This window comes from Arenicella xantha (assembly GCF_003315245.1).
GTDB classification, from domain to species: domain Bacteria; phylum Pseudomonadota; class Gammaproteobacteria; order Arenicellales; family Arenicellaceae; genus Arenicella; species Arenicella xantha.
In genome coordinates, this window is sequence record NZ_QNRT01000001.1 from 751,891 (window position 1) to 772,200 (window position 20,310).

The following is a 20,310-nucleotide window of genomic DNA, read 5'->3' on the forward strand; positions in this document are numbered from 1 at the left end:
GTTTCTTATTAGAGTGACGGGCATACGTTGATTTTAGCGTATGCGAAGCCACTCGCGGGATTAATTTGCCACAATATTCACTAGCTTATTGGGCACAACAATCACTTTCCGAACTGTAAGACCGTCCAAAAAGCGCTGCACATTCTCTTCATTAAGCGCATCAGCTTCAACGGAGGCTTTATCGGCCGAGGCTGAGACATTGATTTTACCGCGCAACTTACCGTTCACCTGCACAACATAGGTGATCTCATCCTGCACCAATGCCGCCTCATCAACAGTCAAGAAGTCAGCATCAAATAGCCAACGCTGATCACCATACTGCTGCCAGAGGTAATCGCACAAATGCGGCGTCACGGGGGCCAGTATTTTCACCACAGCATGCCCGACTTCCGCTTTGATCGCATCCGCATCGTCACCCATTGAATCCCAGTCCGCTTTCTCTGCGGCGTTCATCAACTCCATTGCCGCGGCAACAACGGTATTAAACTGTTGGCGCTCGTAATCAAATACAACGCGTTTAATAATCGTATGTAGCGTAAGGCGCAGCGCTTTGATGCTTGAATTTGAGCTGTCCACGCCCGCAACCGGCTTGAGTCTACTCGACTGCAGCGCTGCGGAGTGCTTATCAAACCAGTTCCAAACCCGACGCAGAAATCGTGACCCGCCAGCAATCGCATCATCATTCCACTCCAACGACTGATCGGGCGGCGAAGCAAACATCGTGAACAAACGCACAGTGTCAGCGCCGAATCGATCTATCATACTCTGCGGATCGACTCCGTTTTTCTTCGACTTGCCCATCTTTTCGGTGGTGATTACCACCGGCTTGCCATCAGCGATCAACGTCGCTCCAGTAATGGAACCACGATCATCACGACTAATCGAGACTTCACTGGCCTCGTAAAATTCTTCCTTGCCATCACCGACGCGCCGATAAAATGTGTCAGCGGTGACCATGCCTTGAGTTAACAACCGAGTGAATGGCTCATCGGAATCAATCAAACCAACATCGCGCATCAATTTATGGAAAAAGCGCGCATACAATAAATGCATTACCGCGTGTTCGATGCCACCTATATATTGATCGACCGGCAACCAATGATTGGCACGTTCATCAAGCATCGCAGTGTCTAAATCAGGGCAGCAATATCGTGCGTAATACCACGACGATTCAAAGAAAGTATCGAAGGTGTCGGTTTCGCGAGTTGCTGGCTCACCGGTCTGCGGATGCACGATGTCAATAAACGATGCCATTTTCTTAATCGGTGAACCGACCCCATCCATTATCACGTCTGTTGGCAATTCCACCGGAAACTCTGTGGCTGGCGAGGCATTGCCCTCGGCGTCGTAGACGAACGGAATCGGACAGCCCCAATACCGCTGGCGCGACACGCCCCAGTCACGCAACCGATAGTTAACTTGCTCTTCGCCCAACTCACGCTCAGCCAACCAAGCCGTGATTGCCGACTTGGCTTGCTCAGAACTCAAGCCATCAAAATCACCTGAGTTAATCAATCGACCCAACTCGGTAAAAGCCGCTTCACTCACATCAGCCTCACCTTCAAGCGGTGCGATTACCGGGCGAATACCAATGCCGTACTTGGTGGCGAACTCAAAATCTCGTTGATCGTGCGCGGGCACCGCCATCACAGCGCCAGTACCATAATTCATTAAGACAAAATTGGCGCACCATACAGGCACTGAATCACCGGTAATCGGATGCTGTGCGTTAATGCCTAGCGCTATGCCTTTTTTCTCCATAGTCTCAAGATCGGCTTCAGCCGTCGACGTTTGCGCACACTCACTGCGAAACTGACTGATCGCCGTACTTGACTCGGCAGCGCGAATCGCTAGCGGATGGTCTGCCGCCACCGCGAGATAAGTCACGCCGAAGATAGTGTCCGGTCGAGTTGTGAAAACGCGCAATGGCTCCGCACCGTCTACCGCGAAAGCGACTTCAGCACCAACCGATTTACCAATCCAGTTGCGCTGCATGGTTTTTACCGCATCAGGCCAACCATCAAGATCATCCAAACTGCTTAATAGCTCTTCAGCATAAGCTGTGATTTTAATGAACCACTGCGGTATTTTTTTCTTTTCGACCAAGGCACCAGAACGCCAACCGCGACCATCGACAACTTGCTCATTTGCCAACACAGTTTGATCCACTGGATCCCAATTAACTTCAGCCTCTTTTTTATAGACTAATCCGCGCTCATATAATTGCGTAAAAAACCATTGCTCCCAACGGTAATAGTCAGGCTCACAGGTTGCAAATTCACGATTCCAATCATAGCTAAAACCCAAACGCTTGAGCTGGTCACGCATGTTAGCGATGTTTTGCTTGGTCCAACTGGCCGGCGCCGTTTTGTTTTGAATAGCTGCGTTCTCAGCTGGCAAACCGAAAGCATCCCAACCCATAGGATGCAAAACGTTCTTACCCAACATACGTTGATAGCGACTAATGACATCACCAATCGTGTAGTTTCTGACGTGCCCCATATGCAGCTTGCCAGATGGATACGGAAACATCTCTAAACAGTAAAATTTTTCTTTATCGCTAAGTTCGTCAGCACGATAAACGTCCTGCTCTGCCCAGGCTTTTTGAATGGCAACTTCTATCGATTGAGGGTCGTATTCTTGATGCATGTCGGTCTACGTTATTAGCCCAACCTTCAGGTCAGGCAGAAATGGATTAAAAAGGGTTGAAGGTCTAGGCTCAAACTACCAACCAGCCCACAACTCACTACTATAGATAGGCACCAGCGCGCTGGTAAATAGCTCTCAACATGGAATGCAGACCATTACTCCGCGTAGGACTTAAATGGTCAGTAAATCCAATATCTTTAATAAAATCAGGCTTGGCCGCCAAGATATCCGCCGGCGTCTGATCAGAATAAACTCGGAGCACAATCGCTACCAAGCCAGACACAATAGCCGCGTCACTGGAACCATCAATATGCAGCTTGCCATCTTGCAATTGCATATTTAACCAAACTTGCGACTGACAACCTTGAATTTTATTCGCTTCGGTCTTCCACTCTTCAGGGAACTCAGCGAGTTGTCGCCCCAGATCAATCACGTATTCATACCGCGACATCCAGTCATCAAACATAGCGAACTCTTCAACCAAGTCAGCTTGAATATTAGCAATCGTACTCATGTTAATTCTCTATTCGCCATATTGTGCCAGCCGGGCCGTCTTCGAGCACAACGTTGCGTTGATTCAGTTCATCGCGTATTTCATCCGCACGCGCCCAATTCTTATCCGCCTTGGCTTGCGCGCGATCGCTAATCAGTTGCTCAATGACTTGCGCATCTACTGCGCTAGTATCACCAGAGAACCAGCTTTCAGGATCTTCCTGCAACAGGCCGAGTAAAGAGCCCGCCTCCAGCAAAGCAGCTTTGATGCGCTGCTGTTCTGCAATATCGTCACTAATATTTGCTTGCTTAGCCAATGAAAACAACTCCGCCAACGCTTTCGGAGTATTTAGGTCGTCCTCTAAAGCATCGATAAACAGGGGCGGTAAATAACTGTCTTTATCACTAGCGGCTTCAATATCTTGTAGTTTGCGTAACGCACCATACAGGCGATCGAGACTGCTGTTCGCTTGCTCAATCACATCATCGCTCCAGTCCAGCGGCGCACGATAATGCGCGGCGAGCAACACATAACGAATGGCTTCTCCGGAATATTGCGTTAGCAGATCTTTCACTAATAACACATTGCCAATCGATTTAGACATCTTCTCACGATTAACGTTTACAAACCCATTATGCAACCAGTAGCGCACGAATGGCGCATCATGTGCACACACAGACTGCGCTCGCTCGTTCTCATGGTGTGGAAAAATCAGGTCGTGACCGCCGCCATGTATATCCATGGTTGCCCCCAAATGCCGAGCCGCCATCGCGGTACATTCTATATGCCAACCAGGTCGACCACGACCCCATGGGCTATCCCAGCCTGGCTGATCGTCACTAGAAGGTTTCCATAACACGAAATCTCCAGCACTACGCTTGTAAGCGGCAACATCAACTCGCGCGCCAGCCAATAGCTCTTCGGGGTCGCGCTTAGACAACTCTCCATATCCGGCAAAAGATGAAACGCTAAACAACACATGACCCTGCTCTACATAAGCATGGCCGCGTTCAATAAGAGCTTGAATTTCATGATGAATTTCGGCGACATGTTCAGTAACTTTAGGCTCCACATCGGGTGCCAGCACACCTAAGGCCGCTAAATCAGAGTGATACGCAGCCGTGTAGCGGGTCGTAATATCCGAAATTGGCACACCAAGCTGTTCTGCGGCGGCGTTGATTTTGTCATCAATATCAGTGATGTTTCGCACATAAGTCAGCTTGGGGTAATTGCGACGCAACAACCTAGCCAACACGTCAAACACCACGGCTGGACGAAAATTGCCAATGTGGCAAAAATTGTAGACCGTTGGACCACACACATACATAGTGACATGCTGCGGGTTCAGCGGCACAAACTCTTGCTTTGATTTGGTTTCGGTATTATAAAGTTTCACGACGAGGCAAGCTCAGACTGACGTTTCAAACCGCGAATTGTAGCATCTATGCCACAAACCTATGCCATAAATAGGTGATGTATTGGCTACCAAGCCATGGCAAATACTGCCAGCGAGGCTAGCAACCTCATCTACAGCCTTGAGAGCGGCGACCTAAGCTAAAATTCAACTCCGGTCGACACTCAAAGGACACCTACTGCCACCAACGCACTGTTGCCATGACAATGGCGTCATCTCCGAAATCACTTATATGATTCGGATTTTGCCGATACGAGACAAAGCCGCCAAGCTCCATCTTGGAATTAATCATGGTGCGATAGTAAGCTTCAATATTCCGCTCGGTGGCATTAGTGTCAGACAAATTAATACGCTCCGTATTAAATCCAATATCACCGTTTATCAAGCGACTGTCGGGTACAGAATAATTAACTGCCCCAGAACGAATCTTGATCGGTTGCGACACGGCGATGCCCATTTGATCTTTGGCGCGGAACACATTATTCCCGACTAAACCAAGACTGTACCAATCACTGCTCAGGGTTGAAAAATCATTCAACAGACTCGATTCAGAAGCCTCTACCTTGGTTCGGCCTACACCATAATTTGCCACCAAAGACACCTTGTTGGTCGCCTTGATATTGCCAGAAATATCCAACGCATAAGTGACCGAATTCTCAACACCAAGCACGCCTGCAGCACCGCCGCCAAGCACACTGCCCAGCTCATCAAGCTGACCAAATTTGACCGACACACCACCCATATCTGCGAATTGATATGAGCCCTGCAAAACGGTGGATAACGACTGCTGCTTATAAAGCCCCGACTCATCGATTGACACAAACCCTAGCTTGACTGAGGTGTTTGCGGCGCTCGGCGCATATCGAAAGCTCAAAGTATTCGCTTGCGAGCTAAAACCTGAAAGCACCGAATCGAACGACTGGCCGGAAACAAACGAGCTCGAGCCAAATTGTGCATGCGTGTCTAAGTCTCGGACCGCGCCCAACTCTAGACTCGGGCTAACTTGATATCCCGCGCTCAACGATAGCGACTCACTTAACTTGCTCGACATCGCGACTGACAAGTTGGTGTATCTATCTTCAATTCCACGATCCCCCGGAGTCGAGAAATATTCGACAAAATCCACGCGAGGATCTGCCAAAGCGGTGGCAGCAAACGCCACATCAGTATTTATTGACGGTATGGCGAACTGATTACCGATAGATTTATTTTCTAGCGAATTAAAAAATTCACTCATATGCAACACACCATCGTTAATCTCGATGTGGTCATTCAAATCCACTTGAAAGCCTCGACCATAGGAATCTAACACTAGGGTCTTCTCAAGTTTCGTCTTGGATTTCTTGGATAGCAGCAATGCGCCGGCTAAAGCGCCTCCGACCAACAGTATTGCGCCACCGCCACCACCACCGCCGCCGCCAGAGTTAGTAGGGGGCGTGACCGGTTCAGTCGGCACGACGACTGGGCCAATCACATTATTTAACACTTGTTCAGCAGATAAAATCACACCGCGACCATAGACTGGGTCAGTCCCTTGCGCACCACGATCTTCAGCTGATTGCAAAATTACATCGACAACTTCTTGAGCGGTAAGATCCGGATTTTGCAGAAACACCGCTCCGGCTATACCGGAAATACGCGCAGTTGCCCACGACGTTCCACCATTGGTCGCCTCAGAATTTGGTAGACCAATCGCCGCAACATATCGTTCGGCAGTAGTGCCCGCACGGTTAGATGTTGCCAGCAATACCCCTTCGGTATCGGTGGCACCAACAATAATTACCCCAGGTAGATTGAAACTAGAAGTCGATAAGGCATTTGGTTGTGCTGCAAATTCATTGCCAGCTAATATGGCAATGACTTTTCCAGCGCGAGATAGATCAGACATTAATGGTGCCGCCGACGCGCTCACGCCCTCAGTACCCCAAGTAAAACCAACAACTCGAATACTATTGCGCCCCAAAATATCTGAAATGGCGTTATCACGCGCAACCCGAACTTGCCCCTCATTGGAACGAGTTAAATCGCCGTCGGTCACTACAAACGGGACAATATCACCAGAGAACGCTTCGGAGGCAACCCGCACCGAAACCGTTCCATGACCTTCACCTTCACGATCAGACACATCGCTCGTATCATCACTATTGGTGTAATAGTTAAACCCCGGAGCCGTATTAAAATTACGTGCAGGGTCTACGCCTGAATCGAGTAATGCAATTTGCTGCGCGTGAGCATTACCCACCACAACGCCTAGCATTCCCACCGAAGCGGCAATTATTTGACTGAGTTTGGTTTTTCTTAAAGGCTTATTGTTCAGCATATGTGGCACCTGCCTGCTAAGTTTACCGGGAGCCGTGTATTCCACACCGCTGCTGGTGATGTAAATTCTGCGTTAGATACTGACGATTATAGGGCAAGTTTACGATTGCGTAAATTTGTCACCTAGGTCTGACTCACTTTGCTGAAGCCGACATTAACGCCCCAATGCACCTGAGAAATAATTCCGTTCCTTGGTAAATAGTAGCTTAATGCAGATTAGAACCATTACTGAGAAAACCACAACCATCCAAGCAGGCATACTCAAACCAAGCAATTGCCACTGTATTTCAGCGCACTCACCACTACCGGCCAAGACCGTTTGAATGGTCTGCATCAGAGGGAACGCCTCAAGCATAAAATCCAAATCAGGTCCGCACTCAGGAACTTGATCCGCCGGCAAGTTCTGCAACCACACCTGACGCCCAGCAATTGCTAAGCCTAATGCAGAAAATACTAAACTACCAAATACAAATAGCTTGGCGACAACCTTCTTGGGCTTAAAAATAATCCCTAACAAGCAAAAGAACGCCACACCTACCAAACAAGCCCGTTGAAACATACACAGCGGACAAGGAGGCAGCCCAAGCTGTAGTTGAAAATAGAAATACGCCACGGCTAATAAACCGCCACAGGCCAATAGTCCAATCCAGTACCAACGCGTTGCTATCACCTAATTTGCTCCAAACCCGCCTGTTTAATGAGAGCAACAGTATACACCAAGGCTAGGCGGTTTCTGCAAGCCAGCAATCGACAACTATTCAGCATGCGTTGAAGAAATACCATTAACTCGCTTCAGCCGGCCATTCGACTATGTAATCTTGCAAGCTGTCTTCGTCGACCTCTCGTTCGAACCGAACCCTATGGCGTACGGATTTACCGCGCTCATGCACAGTCGCTACAGAACCACTTACCAAGTGATGCCAATCAGCTAGCGGCTGACCCTGCAAGACTAAGCGATAAGCACAACTTGGTGGCGCAAATTCGGCGGCTTCATGCACATTATCGGGGGTCATCGTCACACAACGAGGGACTCGAACCGAACGGTTCTCATAGTCAGTACAGCGACAAGTATTGTCATCCAACAAATCGCAAGCAACATCAGTAAATACCAGTTGCTCGGTTTCATCATCCTGCAACTGAGAAAGACAGCATTTTGCGCATCCATCGCACAAAGACTCCCATTCCTGCAGTGACATCTCAAAAAGAGATTTAGTTTCCCAATATGGCGTCGAGTTATTCATTGGTCTTTAAATTCAAATGAAACCGGGTTCAGCCTGGCTCGGCTCAAATAAAGCTTGCCAAGCCTGCAATTTATCTTCTCGCCCGAGGCTAGCATATGCAGGGCTAGTAGACGGCAATTTAATCCATCTAATATTTGGATAGCGCTGCATCAACGAGCCACAATGTCGCTTAAACAGCGCCGCAGACGCAGCACCATTAAAACCAACGATAGAGATTGACGGCTGCGCGCGGAAAAAAGACCCAAAGTCATTCGGCACCTCAGTAGCACGCACAATATTACTATCCAAACTACCCGGGCGTTCACATTCAGAGAGCACGTCCCAGACAGCCACGCGATGCTCGCGGAGCAACTCAACTCGTTGTGCATAATCGTCAGACAATTCGAAGCTGAACAACTGAGACATGATCCACCAAAAACTATTACGAGGATGCGCATAGTACTGCCGAGCCGACAGCGATACTTGGCCCGGCATCGAGCCCAAAATTAAGTACTTAGGCGCTGGCCCAAGAAGCGGTTCAAACGCCGGCATAAGTCGACTACTTAGCGCGCTCCTCTAAAATGGCAACAGCGGGCAATACCTTACCTTCTAAGAACTCCAGAAAAGCGCCGCCCCCGGTAGAAATGTAGGATATGCGATCAGCCACGCCGTATTTATCAATGGCCGCCACCGTGTCACCACCACCAGCAATCGAAAAAGCTGAGGATTCGGCAATCGCATGCGCCAAGGTTTCCGTACCTTTACCGAATTGATCAAATTCAAACACGCCAACTGGACCATTCCAAACGATAGTGCCTGCATTCTTTAAGTACGAGGCAAAACGCTCTGCGGTCTCTGGGCCTATATCAAAAATCAGGTCAGAATCACTCACATCAGACACCAACTTAGTTTCGGCAATAGCGGAAGCAGAAAACTCTTTGGCACACACCACATCAGTAGGAATTGGAATGTCGCCATTTGCAGCCTTAGCATTCTCAACCAACGCCGTTGCCTGATCCAACAAATCAGGCTCATACAACGATTTACCGACTGGATAACCCGCACAAGCAATGAAGGTATTAGCAATACCACCACCAACAATTAACTGGTCAACCTTATGACTTAGAGAGTCTAATACCGTAAGTTTTGTCGACACTTTAGACCCACCAACAATAGCAACGATAGGCCGAGCAGGATTATCCAACGCCTTTGACAACGCATCTAACTCTTGACTCAACAACGGCCCAGCGCATGCAGTGGCAGCGTATCTAGCCACACCTTCGGTAGACGCTTGAGCGCGGTGTGCTGTGCCAAAGGCATCCATCACAAACACATCACATAACGCGGCCATTTGTTTAGCCAAGCGCTCATCATTGGATTTTTCACCGGCATTAAACCGAACGTTTTCACACAACACTAGCTCGCCCGGCGCTACCTCGATGCCGGTCAACCAACCTGACTCTAGCCGGACTGAACAACTTAACTTGTCGGCAAGGTAAGTTGCTACTGGCGCAAGCGACAGCTCTGCGTCAAACTCTCCTTCAGTCGGTCGCCCCAAATGAGACATAACCATCACTGCCGCACCTTTTTCTAAAGCCAGCTTAATGGTCGGTAACGAAGCACGAAGTCGTGCGTCGTTACTGATCTGACCGTCAGCTAAGGGTACATTTAAGTCCTGCCGAATAAGAACTCGCTTTCCTGAGAGATCGAGGTCTTGCATACGTAAATAGGTCATCTTGGTTTCCGTTTAACGTTAAGTTAACTTTGCGATTGAGTAGAGCTCATTAGCCTTGGCCGGTTTAAGCTAGTCCTTTGACCGTCGCCACCACATTATCGACGGTAAAACCAAAGTGCTCAAACAACAACTCGGCCGGCGCTGACTCACCAAAAGAGCGCATACCAACTACCGCACCCTGAATACCGACGTACTTGTACCAGTAGTCTGCGATGCCAGCTTCAATAGCAACGCGTTTAGTAACCGAACTCGGCAACACGCTTTCTTTATAAGCCTGATCTTGTGCATCAAAATGGTCAGTCGACGGCATAGAAACCACTCGAACAGCGGTGCCTGACGACTCTAACTGCTCGGCAGCTTGCATCGCCAGCGCAACTTCAGACCCAGTCGCGATCAAAATCACATCTGGCGTAGCCGCTGAATCCTTCAATATATAGCCACCTTTTTCAATATTGGCTAACTGCTCAGCAGTTCGTGTTTGGTGTGGTAAGTTTTGGCGAGAAAATACTAAGCTGCTCGGCTGATCTGTGGCTTCAACAGCCATTTTCCAAGCCACAAAAGACTCCACCGCATCACACGGGCGCCATAGCGACATGTTAGGTATTAGTCGCAGGCTGGCAACGTGCTCTACCGGCTGATGGGTCGGGCCGTCCTCACCTAAACCAATGGAATCATGCGTCAAAACATAAATCACCGGCTGCTTCATTAATGCTGACATACGCATACCATTACGCATATAGTCAGCAAATACTAAAAAGGTTCCAGCGTAGGCTTTAAAACCACCGTGTAGCGCCAAGCCATTACTAATCGCGGACATCGCAAATTCACGCACGCCAAAATACAAGTAATTGCCATTAGGAGAAGCCGCACTAATGCCTTTAGAGCCACTCCAAATCGTATAATTTGACCCCGCAAGATCAGCCGAGCCACCAACCAATTCCGACAGTAACGGACCCAGTTGATTTAAACTGTTTAGACTAGCTTTGCGCGATGCAATGGTCGCACCAGCCTCGTCAACTTGCTTCAATAACGCATCAGTTGATGCTGCCCAGTTAGCTGGAAGTTCTCCACTCATTCGGCGTAGAAACTCGTTTGCCAACTCAGGATTGGCCGACTGGTATGCGTCAAAAATAGATTGCCACTGAGCTTCGGCCGCTTTACCTTTCGCCGTACCATCCCAAGACGCTTTGATATCCGCTGGCACTTCAAATGGCTTGGCATCCCAACCTAAACGTTCGCGAACTAAGGCGATTTCATCGACGCCTAAAGGTGCACCGTGGCAACCCTCGGTACCTTCCTTGTTGGGAGAGCCTTTACCGATTACGGTTTTACAACAAATCAACGTAGGCTTATCGCTAGACTGTGTGGCTTGTTTAATCGCAGCTTGTAGGGCATTCGCATCATGACCGTCTACCGACTCGATAACGTTCCAGTTATAGGCTCGGAATCTTGCCGGTGTGTCATCAGTAAACCAGCCCTCGACTTCGCCGTCGATCGAGATACCATTATCATCCCAAAATGCGACCAGTTTACCCAGCCCCAACGTACCGGCAAGTGACGCCGCCTCGTGTGAGACGCCTTCCATCATGCAGCCGTCGCCCATAAACACATAGGTATTGTGGTCTACGATAGTATGTTCTTCAGTATTAAACTCCGCCGCTAACGTACGCTCAGCGATAGCCATACCTACCGCATTTGCGATGCCTTGACCGAGCGGCCCTGTAGTTGTTTCAACACCAGGGGTATAGCCGTATTCAGGATGACCCGGTGTTTTGGAGTGAAGCTGTCGGAAATTGCGCAAATCGTCAGCGGAAACGTCGTAACCTGATAGGTGTAACAACGAATAAATCAACATCGAACCATGCCCGTTAGACAAAACAAAGCGGTCACGATTTACCCAACCGGGGTTTGATGGATTATGACTTAGAAAATCGTTCCACAGAACTTCAGCGATATCCGCCATTCCCATCGGCGCGCCTGGATGACCAGAGTTAGCTTGTTGAACAGCGTCGGCGCTGAGTACGCGGATTGCATTGGCGAGTTGTTGACGATTCGTCGAAGACATGAGGGAGTCCTATGAAACAGTTAAAACAGTTAACGACAACCTGGTTAATTAACTATCACTCGCTACTAGGATATTAAACTAGATAGCCGAGCCTACAATCAACATGGTCGCGTCATTTGAGGCCGTAATATAGCAAATTTGAATTTACTTGCCTCACGCAGAGAGCCAAATATAAGCTCTTTTTTTAGCACTTTATCGAAATAAAGTCATTTTAACTATAAGTATCAAGATGGATTCGACACAATCTGTCTAAAAATAGGAAAAAGCCACGCCCAGCGCCGTCAACTTGGGTACCAAAAACTCCTTTTCTCCAAGCTTGATTACCGCTTCTATATAGCGACGATCACCACCAGACGGAGCATCACCGAACTCTAAATTAGGCTCAACACTCACCCGTTTGACGTCGCCAAAGCACAACAAGGCGGAATACGCTTTTCTCGCCGCTCCAGGAATCGGATTCAGCACCACTAAATGCGGCTTTTCTTGACTTGCATCATTAGCTTTAGCACCTACCAGACCACTAAATTCCATGACCGGAAGGCGTTGATTCTGCCAATTCACGTGACCCTGCATCCAGCTCGCTGGCGCTTTAGCCAATTTCACGATCACAGGCTCAGCCACAATCTCAGCGATACACTCAACCGGCAGCAGTAACGGCTTAGGTGTCGAAGGGAGAATATAACAGTCGATAGTTTGCTCGCTCATGGGCGTCTTTTATAAGTTATTGGTTCACGTTGCATTTGATATTTAGCATGCCAAGCTGATTCAATCTAATTACTAAACTGAATCAGCTGCACAGCAAAGACCTACTTCTTATCTAGCTCAATTGGTGCATCAAGTTTCAAATATTGATTGAAAACCTGTACCAAATTCTCTAGCAGATACGGCTTACCTAAGAAGGCACTACAGCCTAATGACGTAGCTTTGTCGATATACTTCTCAGTAGCTCGAGATGAAATCATAACCACTGGCACATCTTTCAAGTCTGGAGTCGACTTAACCCATTCAAGTAGTTCGAAACCATCCATTCTAGGCATTTCGATATCCAGCAAGATCATATCAGGCACTTCTTGACGTAACTGGACTTGCGCATCAAGACCATCCTTCGCAAGGATTGAATTAATACCCAAACCGGTAATATCACGTTCTGCCGATTTACGCACCGTTAGCGAGTCATCTACCACCATTACAGTCGGGATTGCTTGAGACAAACTAGCCGCTTGATCTGGGATCGAAACAAATGATTCGTAGTAGGATATTCCAACCAAGTCAAGCATCAATACAACAGCGCCGTTGGCTCGAATGGTCGCACCAGCATAAATCGGGATTCGACCCAAATGTTCGCCCAAGTTCTTAACAACAATTTCTTGGGTATCAAACAGCTGCTCAACAATAACAGCAATGTTTTGTACACCGGCATTTACCAGAATCACCGATAGCTTACCGGTCAACATAGGCAGCTTTGAGTCGTAACCCAAATAATCGGCTAAATCGATCAAACCATAACGGTGCCCGCTAATCTCGATACTCGGCTTATCCTGCTTTAGATAGCCAATTAGCTCTTCGGCCTGAATCTTGACGATGCGCTCAATTGTGCGAGCCGATATCGCAAAGGTTTCTCCGCCCGACTCAACAAACATTGCACTCGATACCGCCAATGAAATTGGCAAACGAATCATAAAGTGCGAACCGACCTGTTCATTCTCTACGTCGTACGCAATGGTGCCGCTCATGCGTCGCAAAGTTGATTGGACTACATCCATGCCAACCCCACGACCGGAGATCTGGGTCAACTTAGAGGCGGTACTAAATCCACTTTGCGAGATATACATCAACATATCTTCAGGATTCAGCGGCTGATCCTCGGACAACAGCTTATCTTCAATAGCTTTCTTACGAATTTTTTCGAGGTCTAAACCAACGCCATCATCGCGAACCGATATTACAATTTCACGCGCCACCTGACGACATTCAACGGTAACTTTACCGGTAGGAGATTTGCCCGCTGCAATTCGCTTCTCCGGCACCTCTACCCCGTGATCCACAGAATTACGCAGCATGTGCTCCAAAGCCGGAACCACACCATCCAAAATGGTTTTATCCAAGCGAACATCAGCGCCTAAGATCTCTACTTCGACGTCTTTACCCACTTCACGTGAAGTACGACGAACAACTTGTCGAAGTTGCGGACCAATACCACCAAACGACACCAACCGCACCTGCATAATTTCATCTTGCAGTTCCCGATTAAGTCGTTCTTGTTTCTGCAACGAGGTCTCAGCTTTATATACAAAGTTGCTGAGCGAAGTTTGAATATTACCGAGCTCATCTAAGTTTTCGGCCAAACCACGCGAAAGTTGCTGTAACTTGGTATAGCGATCTAACTCAAGCGGGTCAAACTCATCACTTCGACCAGTAACTATTGATTCGTTAGTACGTGAAGTAATGCGACTATCTGCCTCAATTTCGAGTTCACGCAACTGCTTACCAAATCGCTGTACGTTTGAGTAAAGCTCTTCGACCACAGATTTGATAGTCAGCACATCTTCACGCATTTGCGATCGATTCATGCTGGCGTCACCAACATAGTTAGTGAGACTGTCTAGGGTTTCGGTACGAATCCTCAATGCAGCCGCTCGGTCTCGAGCCGCTTTTTCACGACGATCTAAATCTTTTTTATCTTCAGCACTGACTTCAGAAGAACCAGGCACAAACACCGCCGCTTCGACGGTTGAGGCCTTCGCCAGCGCATCATCACTAGCGGTTTTAGGCTCTGCTGCTTCATCCACAGCGCTGAGCGATTCCATTAATTCAGCATGATCATCAATTGACTGACCGTTATCTAACTTACCAGCACTATCGACGATCACATCTAACGCTTCTTCGAGCAAAGACTTGGCCTGCTTAAATGCCGCTTCGTTGCTTGGCTTTAGCTCATCGACAAATGACGCTGTTCGATTCACCAAACCTGCAAGCTCGCCTAATACTGGTTGCTCTGCGTCAACTAAACCCTGTAAAAGAGTCAGCTGATCGCGCATTTGCGGTTGTGCTTTTTCCCAATCTGGTGCCGATTTCCAAGCGCCTTGAATCTCCCCGAGCTGAGATGTAATCGCAGCTAACTCTTCGCCAACGTTAATCGCGTCAGCTTCTTGCTCAACGACTGGTTCAGCTTTTTGCTCAACGACTGGTTCAGCTTCTGGCTCAACAACGGGGTCAGCTTCTTGCTCAACAACTGGTTCGGCTTTTTGCTCAACAACTGGTTCGGCTTTTTGCTCAACAACTGGTTCGGCTTTTTGCTCAACAACTGGTTCGGCTTCTGGCTCAACGACTGGTTCAACTTTTTGCTCTACAACTGGTTCGGCTTCTGGCTCAACAACTGGTTCGCCTTCTGGCTCAACAACTGGTTCAGCTTCTGGCTCAACAACTGGTTCAGCTTCTGGCTCTACAACTGGTTCGGCTTCTGGCTCAACAACTGGTTCAGCTTCTGGCTCAACAACTGGTTCAGCTTTTTGCTCAACAACTGGTTCAGCTTTTTGCTCTACAACTGGTTCAGCTTTTTGCTCTACAACTGGTTCGGCTTCTGGCTCAACGACTGGTTCAACTTTTTGCTCTACAACTGGTTCGGCTTCTGGCTCAACAACTGGTTCAGCTTCTGGCTCAACGACTAGTTCAGCTTCTTGTTTAACTTCGCTAACCGCCTCATTAACCGGCTCACCAATCAATTCCACAACTGAGGGCTCTTCAAGAATGTCGGAATCACTCTCTTGAGCAACACCGAGACGCTCCAACAGCTCAACCGGCGGTTTAAATACGAGTCGCTGACGGTATGAATCGGCGGCTGTATCTAAAACATCAACATACAGCTCTAGTGTTTTTCGAACCTCACGCAGATCATCTTCACCACGGATGAAATTGGTTTCGAGGAATGTTTCAGTGTTATGTGTTAACTCACCTAAGACATTCGCTTCCGCCATCAACGAGCTACCTTTAATGGTATGCAAGTGACGCAAAATGTTCGCCATTGCTGGCCCCATTTCACCCAAATTCGAGAGCCTAGCGACTTCGTCGTCTAACTCATGATGCAGACCTTGAACCTCTTCGACAAAAATCTCACGCAATTCACGCGATAACTCATCTTCTTCCTCAATTGGTTCTGGTTCTGGTTCTGGTTCTGGTTCTGGTTCTGGTTCTGGTTCTGGTTCTGGTTCTGGTTCTGGTTCTGGTTCTGGTTTTGACTCTTCTACGACCAACTCTTCATCGAACGATATAATTTCGTCATCTACTAATTCAACGAGCTCATCAGAGTCTACGATTGAGCTCTCTGCTGGTGCTGATCGCTTATCAAAACTAATAGCCGATAAAGATTCCTCCAACTCAGACAAATCATCAGAGCCTTCGACACTAACGACATCTGCGTCATCAGAACCTGACTCGCTTAACAGATCATCGAGCCCATCGAGCTCACTAAATGCTTGCGCTACGCGCTGTGATGAACCGGCGCTTGGAGAATCATCAGAAGCTAGATCATCACCTTCTTCTAAATCTAATGTGTAGTCACCAGAATCATCATCTTGATCGCCAAACAACTCATCTGAAAGATCAGTGTCACCATCGAGTAGCGACTCATCTAGCTCGACCATTTCAAGATCAGCGTCATCGATGACTAATTCATCATCCTGGCCCAAGTCAGCGTGCTCTGAGAAATCGATATCGTCTTCATCAAATTCCAAATCATTGGAGTCGATTTCGATAACCAAGTCATCGTCGCCGCCACTTAACGCATCAGTGTCTGCTGGCGATATAGGGTCACTCGTTGGTATTGCTGCTTTGGCTTCCGACGGATGGAAAAAACTACTTGCCTGCTCTTCCTCATAGGCCTTATCAAGGTTTGCTTGCAAGGACGCCCATGCTTGCGGATTCCAGTCATAATACGGCGGCTGATCTGTGCCACTCGCGACACCACGACGCGTTTCCGCGACCAATTCACTGATCGTGGCTCGCTCGTGGTCATTAATTTCGTTGCCACTCTCGACCTTCAATAGACATAAGTGTTCGGCAGTATTGTATGCCTTAGCTAAGTCTTTAAGACCAAGCGTGCGTGCATTACCTAATAGCGTATGCAAGGAGATCGACAACTCATCATCTTCAGTCACATACAAAGGCTTACTTTCAAGCAGCTCGTCAACCTTGTTTAACTTGATCATGGCTTCTTGAGAAAAAATCGAACGCATCTCAGAATTATTGATGATAGAAAACGAATGGCTATCCGCATCATCCTCATCATCTTCCTCAACAGCTAAAGTTTCATCGCTCAGCTCTATAACGGAATCTTCTTCAAGCACCATCTCACTAGCAAATTCGATAATACTGCTCTCGGAACTCATTTCGAGAATATCGGCCAACTCTTCGTCACTTGGTGCTTCGTAGTCTCCGCCGGCGAATTCTTCTTCGTCCTCAAGCTCGATTTCCTCTAGAGAAAAATCAGCGACTTCGAGCTTCGGTGTATCTGCAACCAAGATCTCATCGGCAGAATCGTCTAACTCATCCTCAAGGATTAAAGAGCTTGAATCGATCTCAACAATTGAATGCTCTTCACCGGACATTTCTATGCTTTCGACATCAAGACTCTCGTGATCGTCTTCGGCATCAGCAGTTGGCGCAACGACCTCAACAGCCGCCGCCTTTTCAACACTAGTTTCTTCAACACTAGGCTTATCACTACTAAGTGATTGCTGAGTGTCAGCTTCTTGGGCCTCGGGTTCCTCGTCCTTACCTTCCAAAGCAGCCAATACTTGTTCTGTTTTTTGACCCCAAATAGACGTGTCTAAAAGATGCTGATTCGCATAACGCTGGTCCACTTGCTTTTCAAACTCATCGAGCGCTTCACGAGCAAATGACAAGATGCCCTTGGTCAATGGCTTATCGGTATCCAACACGTAGTTGAATAGCGACTCACTAAACCAGGCAACTTCACCAACATCATTGAGCCCGACCATGCGAGCACTACCTTTAAGCGTGTGAAAAGCCCGACGTAATTCGCGAATCGCCGTACGATCCGTCAAATTGGACTCACACAGCGCATGCTGTATATTGGCCTCACCAAGTACTTCGACGCTTTCTTCGAGGAATACCTCGAAAATTGTTTCGTCTACTTCCGGCGCATCTTTCGGATCCACCGCATGCTGTTTACCGATTTCGGTTGAAGATAACGTCGACTCTGATGCCTCTGGCATGTCTTCGCCAAGCTCGGCGACATCCATTTCATCAAAGAATCGGACATCATCATCTTCTTGAGACTCGATCGCCGATTTCTTGTAAATCAACTCGGCATCTTGATCTAACTCTTCTTGAGTCTCCTCAGTACCATAGAGCGTAATAATCTGCTCTGTAATACCGGCCATATTGTTTTGTAGATTATTGGTGATATTGTCAGTCAGAAAACTAGGGTTCTGAGATATCACATCAACTAAACGATCTTGCTCACGAACCAAGTGTTCAACCTCGGCGAGCTTAGTCTTTTTGGCTAAAATGGTTAAATCGCGCAGACTCGATTTCAAATTGGTGAACAAGTCGAAGTCTGATTGATTGGTTAACCATGAGAACAGCGAGTCCGACGCAACATCAAGAAGATCTTCGACGTCATCACGTGAAACTTTTTTACCAATCGCAACTTCTAAATCAGTAATACTGCGATCCAACAGATAGTCCATGCCAGAACGGTTGTTTTGCAACCCTTTGACATACTCTTCCATCGTTCCAATCGCAATTGCAAGCGCTTCAACTAACTCAGAAGTCGGCACTTTTTCGGCCTTTTCAAGCGCCACAAATTGCTCTTCAGCCATCTTCAATAGAAGACCAACCTTCTGCTCTCCAAGCACCTGCAGTGCGCCACGAACTTGACGAATTTTACCGCTAATACCTTCCAGAACCGCAGGGTCATCAGGCTTCTTAGCAAACACTTCTAAGTTTGCCTCGATCTCCTTCAAATTACCTTCAACTTCACTACCGACCACATCCAGCAGTGCTTTACGCTCACTACCAGTCAGATTTGAGCCATCCATCGATTCACTCAAATCTTCTTGATTAACCAACGCCAATAAAGCGCGCTGCTTAAGCTGGCCATTTTGCAGCCAATTCTGATCCACTTCAGTCGGATGATTAATACTGCTTTCAACAAACATTAAGCCGGAAGCAAGATGAAAACCGGTATCATCGTTAGCCTCGATAACGCCCGAGCGTATGCCTCGCACCACATCGGCTGCTGATGAAATAACTTCTTTTACAATTCCTACTTCTTGCTTCTCACAAGCTGCTTCAACCAATGACAACTGCTCGAGTATTTCAGTCAAGCTGCTCGTATCAGATTGTTCTGTCTCAAAATAATTACTGACTAGTTGTCGAATCAGCGCTAACGGCAAGTCAGAATTATTCTTGACTGACTCTAAACTAAGCTCAAGGGCCTCAAAACTAACCGCCTCTGTTTGCAATTTAAGAGCAGGGAAATATTCTTGCAATTTAAACGCATCGACAATCTCGTCCATCCGTTCAGTTCGTTTTTCACCGACACCAGTGTAGAACAACATGATTTTGACCAGCTCTTCGCCGGGGTCACGCACCAGTGCGGATTCGCCCTGCAACTCAAGGTCACGAAAACGATCATCTATTTGTCGAAAAATACGAACGTGCACAGCCTTATTGGTAATGTCGTTGTGCTTAACAAAATCAGCATACGCTGACGCGACCCACCAAAGTCGAGCAACAGAACTAAACGTGCTCATCTGCAAAAGCTTCTCGATAACCATTTTCATTTTATCAATGGCGGTATCATCAACACCACGCAACCACTGCAATAAAAATGATTGATAATGGGCACGCAGCGCTTTTGCACGCTCTATGTACTCCTTATCTTTCAAGGCACTCTTCGAGTTGATTTCGGGAAATACTTCGATCATTGGTGAAAACAATGACGAAATTTCTATCCCTTCCAAGCCACGAACCGAACGGATCTGATTGATCAGTTCAACAACGTCGGTCGGATTTTCGGGCAGCCCTTTTTCAATTCGAGCGAAGGTAGCTTTAAGCGCATTAAACCCGCTTTCAAGCAACACAACAAAGGTCGACTTGCCGATTTTTGAATCATCAGAAGTGAAGTCTTCAACCAACAGCTCGCCTTCCATCATCAACGATGATAGAGACTTCATTTCTAACATTTGCAAGGACCCTACGACCTGGTGCAAATGGTTGCTCAAACCAAATAACTTCGCCTTATCATCAGTCGTGATGTATTGCTGAAGTTCTTTGTTTGCATTGTCGAGCGTTAGCTCAACTTCGCCTTTTACCCACTTAAAGGTCTCAAGATCTATATTCGAATAGATTGACATATCAGGTCTCAGTGTTCGTTCATTTTCTGAATCT

The 20,310-nt window shown here is 47.6% G+C and carries 11 protein-coding genes; all 11 read right to left on the minus strand.

The genetic code is table 11. From position 1 onward, the window contains the following. Positions 1–60: 60 nt before the first annotated feature. The 11 genes from leuS to DFR28_RS03240 all read right to left on the minus strand — a co-directional run bounded on the left by leuS (position 61) and on the right by DFR28_RS03240 (position 20,276). On the minus strand, positions 61–2,649 hold the full coding sequence (gene leuS, locus DFR28_RS03190; RefSeq protein ID WP_113952843.1) for a leucine--tRNA ligase: 2,589 nt from the start codon (positions 2,647–2,649) through the stop codon (positions 61–63). Positions 2,650–2,749: 100 nt separating this feature from the next. Further along, positions 2,750–3,163 carry a SufE family protein gene (locus DFR28_RS03195; protein WP_113952844.1) on the minus strand — a complete coding sequence of 138 codons (414 nt, stop codon included), beginning with the start codon at positions 3,161–3,163 and terminating at the stop codon, positions 2,750–2,752. A 1-nt stretch (position 3,164) separates the two neighbouring features. Then, positions 3,165–4,538 (minus strand): cysteine--tRNA ligase, encoded by a 1,374-nt coding sequence (gene cysS, locus DFR28_RS03200; RefSeq protein WP_113952845.1) that lies wholly within the window; start codon positions 4,536–4,538, stop codon positions 3,165–3,167. 193 nt (positions 4,539–4,731) lie between these two features. After that, positions 4,732–6,876 carry a S8 family serine peptidase gene (locus DFR28_RS03205; RefSeq protein WP_113952846.1) on the minus strand — a complete coding sequence of 715 codons (2,145 nt, stop codon included), beginning with the start codon at positions 6,874–6,876 and terminating at the stop codon, positions 4,732–4,734. Positions 6,877–7,029: 153 nt separating this feature from the next. Next, positions 7,030–7,545 carry a disulfide bond formation protein B gene (locus tag DFR28_RS03210; RefSeq protein ID WP_113952847.1) on the minus strand — a complete coding sequence of 172 codons (516 nt, stop codon included), beginning with the start codon at positions 7,543–7,545 and terminating at the stop codon, positions 7,030–7,032. 112 nt (positions 7,546–7,657) lie between these two features. Next, on the minus strand, positions 7,658–8,116 hold the full coding sequence (locus DFR28_RS03215; RefSeq protein WP_113952848.1) for a YcgN family cysteine cluster protein: 459 nt from the start codon (positions 8,114–8,116) through the stop codon (positions 7,658–7,660). A gap of 12 nt (positions 8,117–8,128) precedes the next feature. Beyond that, positions 8,129–8,647 (minus strand): DNA-deoxyinosine glycosylase, encoded by a 519-nt coding sequence (locus DFR28_RS03220; protein WP_113952849.1) that lies wholly within the window; start codon positions 8,645–8,647, stop codon positions 8,129–8,131. A 7-nt stretch (positions 8,648–8,654) separates the two neighbouring features. Beyond that, positions 8,655–9,830, minus strand: coding sequence for a phosphoglycerate kinase (locus tag DFR28_RS03225; protein WP_113952850.1), 1,176 nt, complete (start codon positions 9,828–9,830; stop codon positions 8,655–8,657). Positions 9,831–9,894: 64 nt separating this feature from the next. Beyond that, complete coding sequence (gene tkt / locus DFR28_RS03230; RefSeq protein WP_113952851.1) at positions 9,895–11,895, minus strand: transketolase; 2,001 nt, start codon at positions 11,893–11,895, stop codon at positions 9,895–9,897. A gap of 249 nt (positions 11,896–12,144) precedes the next feature. Then, entirely contained in the window at positions 12,145–12,600 is a 456-nt protein-coding gene (locus tag DFR28_RS03235; RefSeq protein ID WP_113952852.1) for a chemotaxis protein CheW, read from the minus strand. Between the two features lie 101 nt (positions 12,601–12,701). Then, positions 12,702–20,276, minus strand: coding sequence for an Hpt domain-containing protein (locus tag DFR28_RS03240; protein WP_113952853.1), 7,575 nt, complete (start codon positions 20,274–20,276; stop codon positions 12,702–12,704). Positions 20,277–20,310: the final 34 nt, after the last annotated feature.

Bases quoted from the DNA above. Each gene is read 5' to 3' on its own strand.
- DFR28_RS03215 (WP_113952848.1), bottom strand. From the start codon at position 8,116: ATGAATAACTCGACGCCATATTGGGAAACTAAATCTCTTTTTGAGATG.
- DFR28_RS03220 (WP_113952849.1), bottom strand. From the start codon at position 8,647: ATGCCGGCGTTTGAACCGCTTCTTGGGCCAGCGCCTAAGTACTTAATT.
- DFR28_RS03195 (WP_113952844.1), bottom strand. From the start codon at position 3,163: ATGAGTACGATTGCTAATATTCAAGCTGACTTGGTTGAAGAGTTCGCT.
- leuS (WP_113952843.1), bottom strand. From the start codon at position 2,649: ATGCATCAAGAATACGACCCTCAATCGATAGAAGTTGCCATTCAAAAA.
- tkt (WP_113952851.1), bottom strand. From the start codon at position 11,895: ATGTCTTCGACGAATCGTCAACAACTCGCCAATGCAATCCGCGTACTC.
- DFR28_RS03240 (WP_113952853.1), bottom strand. From the start codon at position 20,276: ATGTCAATCTATTCGAATATAGATCTTGAGACCTTTAAGTGGGTAAAA.
- DFR28_RS03235 (WP_113952852.1), bottom strand. From the start codon at position 12,600: ATGAGCGAGCAAACTATCGACTGTTATATTCTCCCTTCGACACCTAAG.
- DFR28_RS03225 (WP_113952850.1), bottom strand. From the start codon at position 9,830: ATGACCTATTTACGTATGCAAGACCTCGATCTCTCAGGAAAGCGAGTT.
- DFR28_RS03205 (WP_113952846.1), bottom strand. From the start codon at position 6,876: ATGCTGAACAATAAGCCTTTAAGAAAAACCAAACTCAGTCAAATAATT.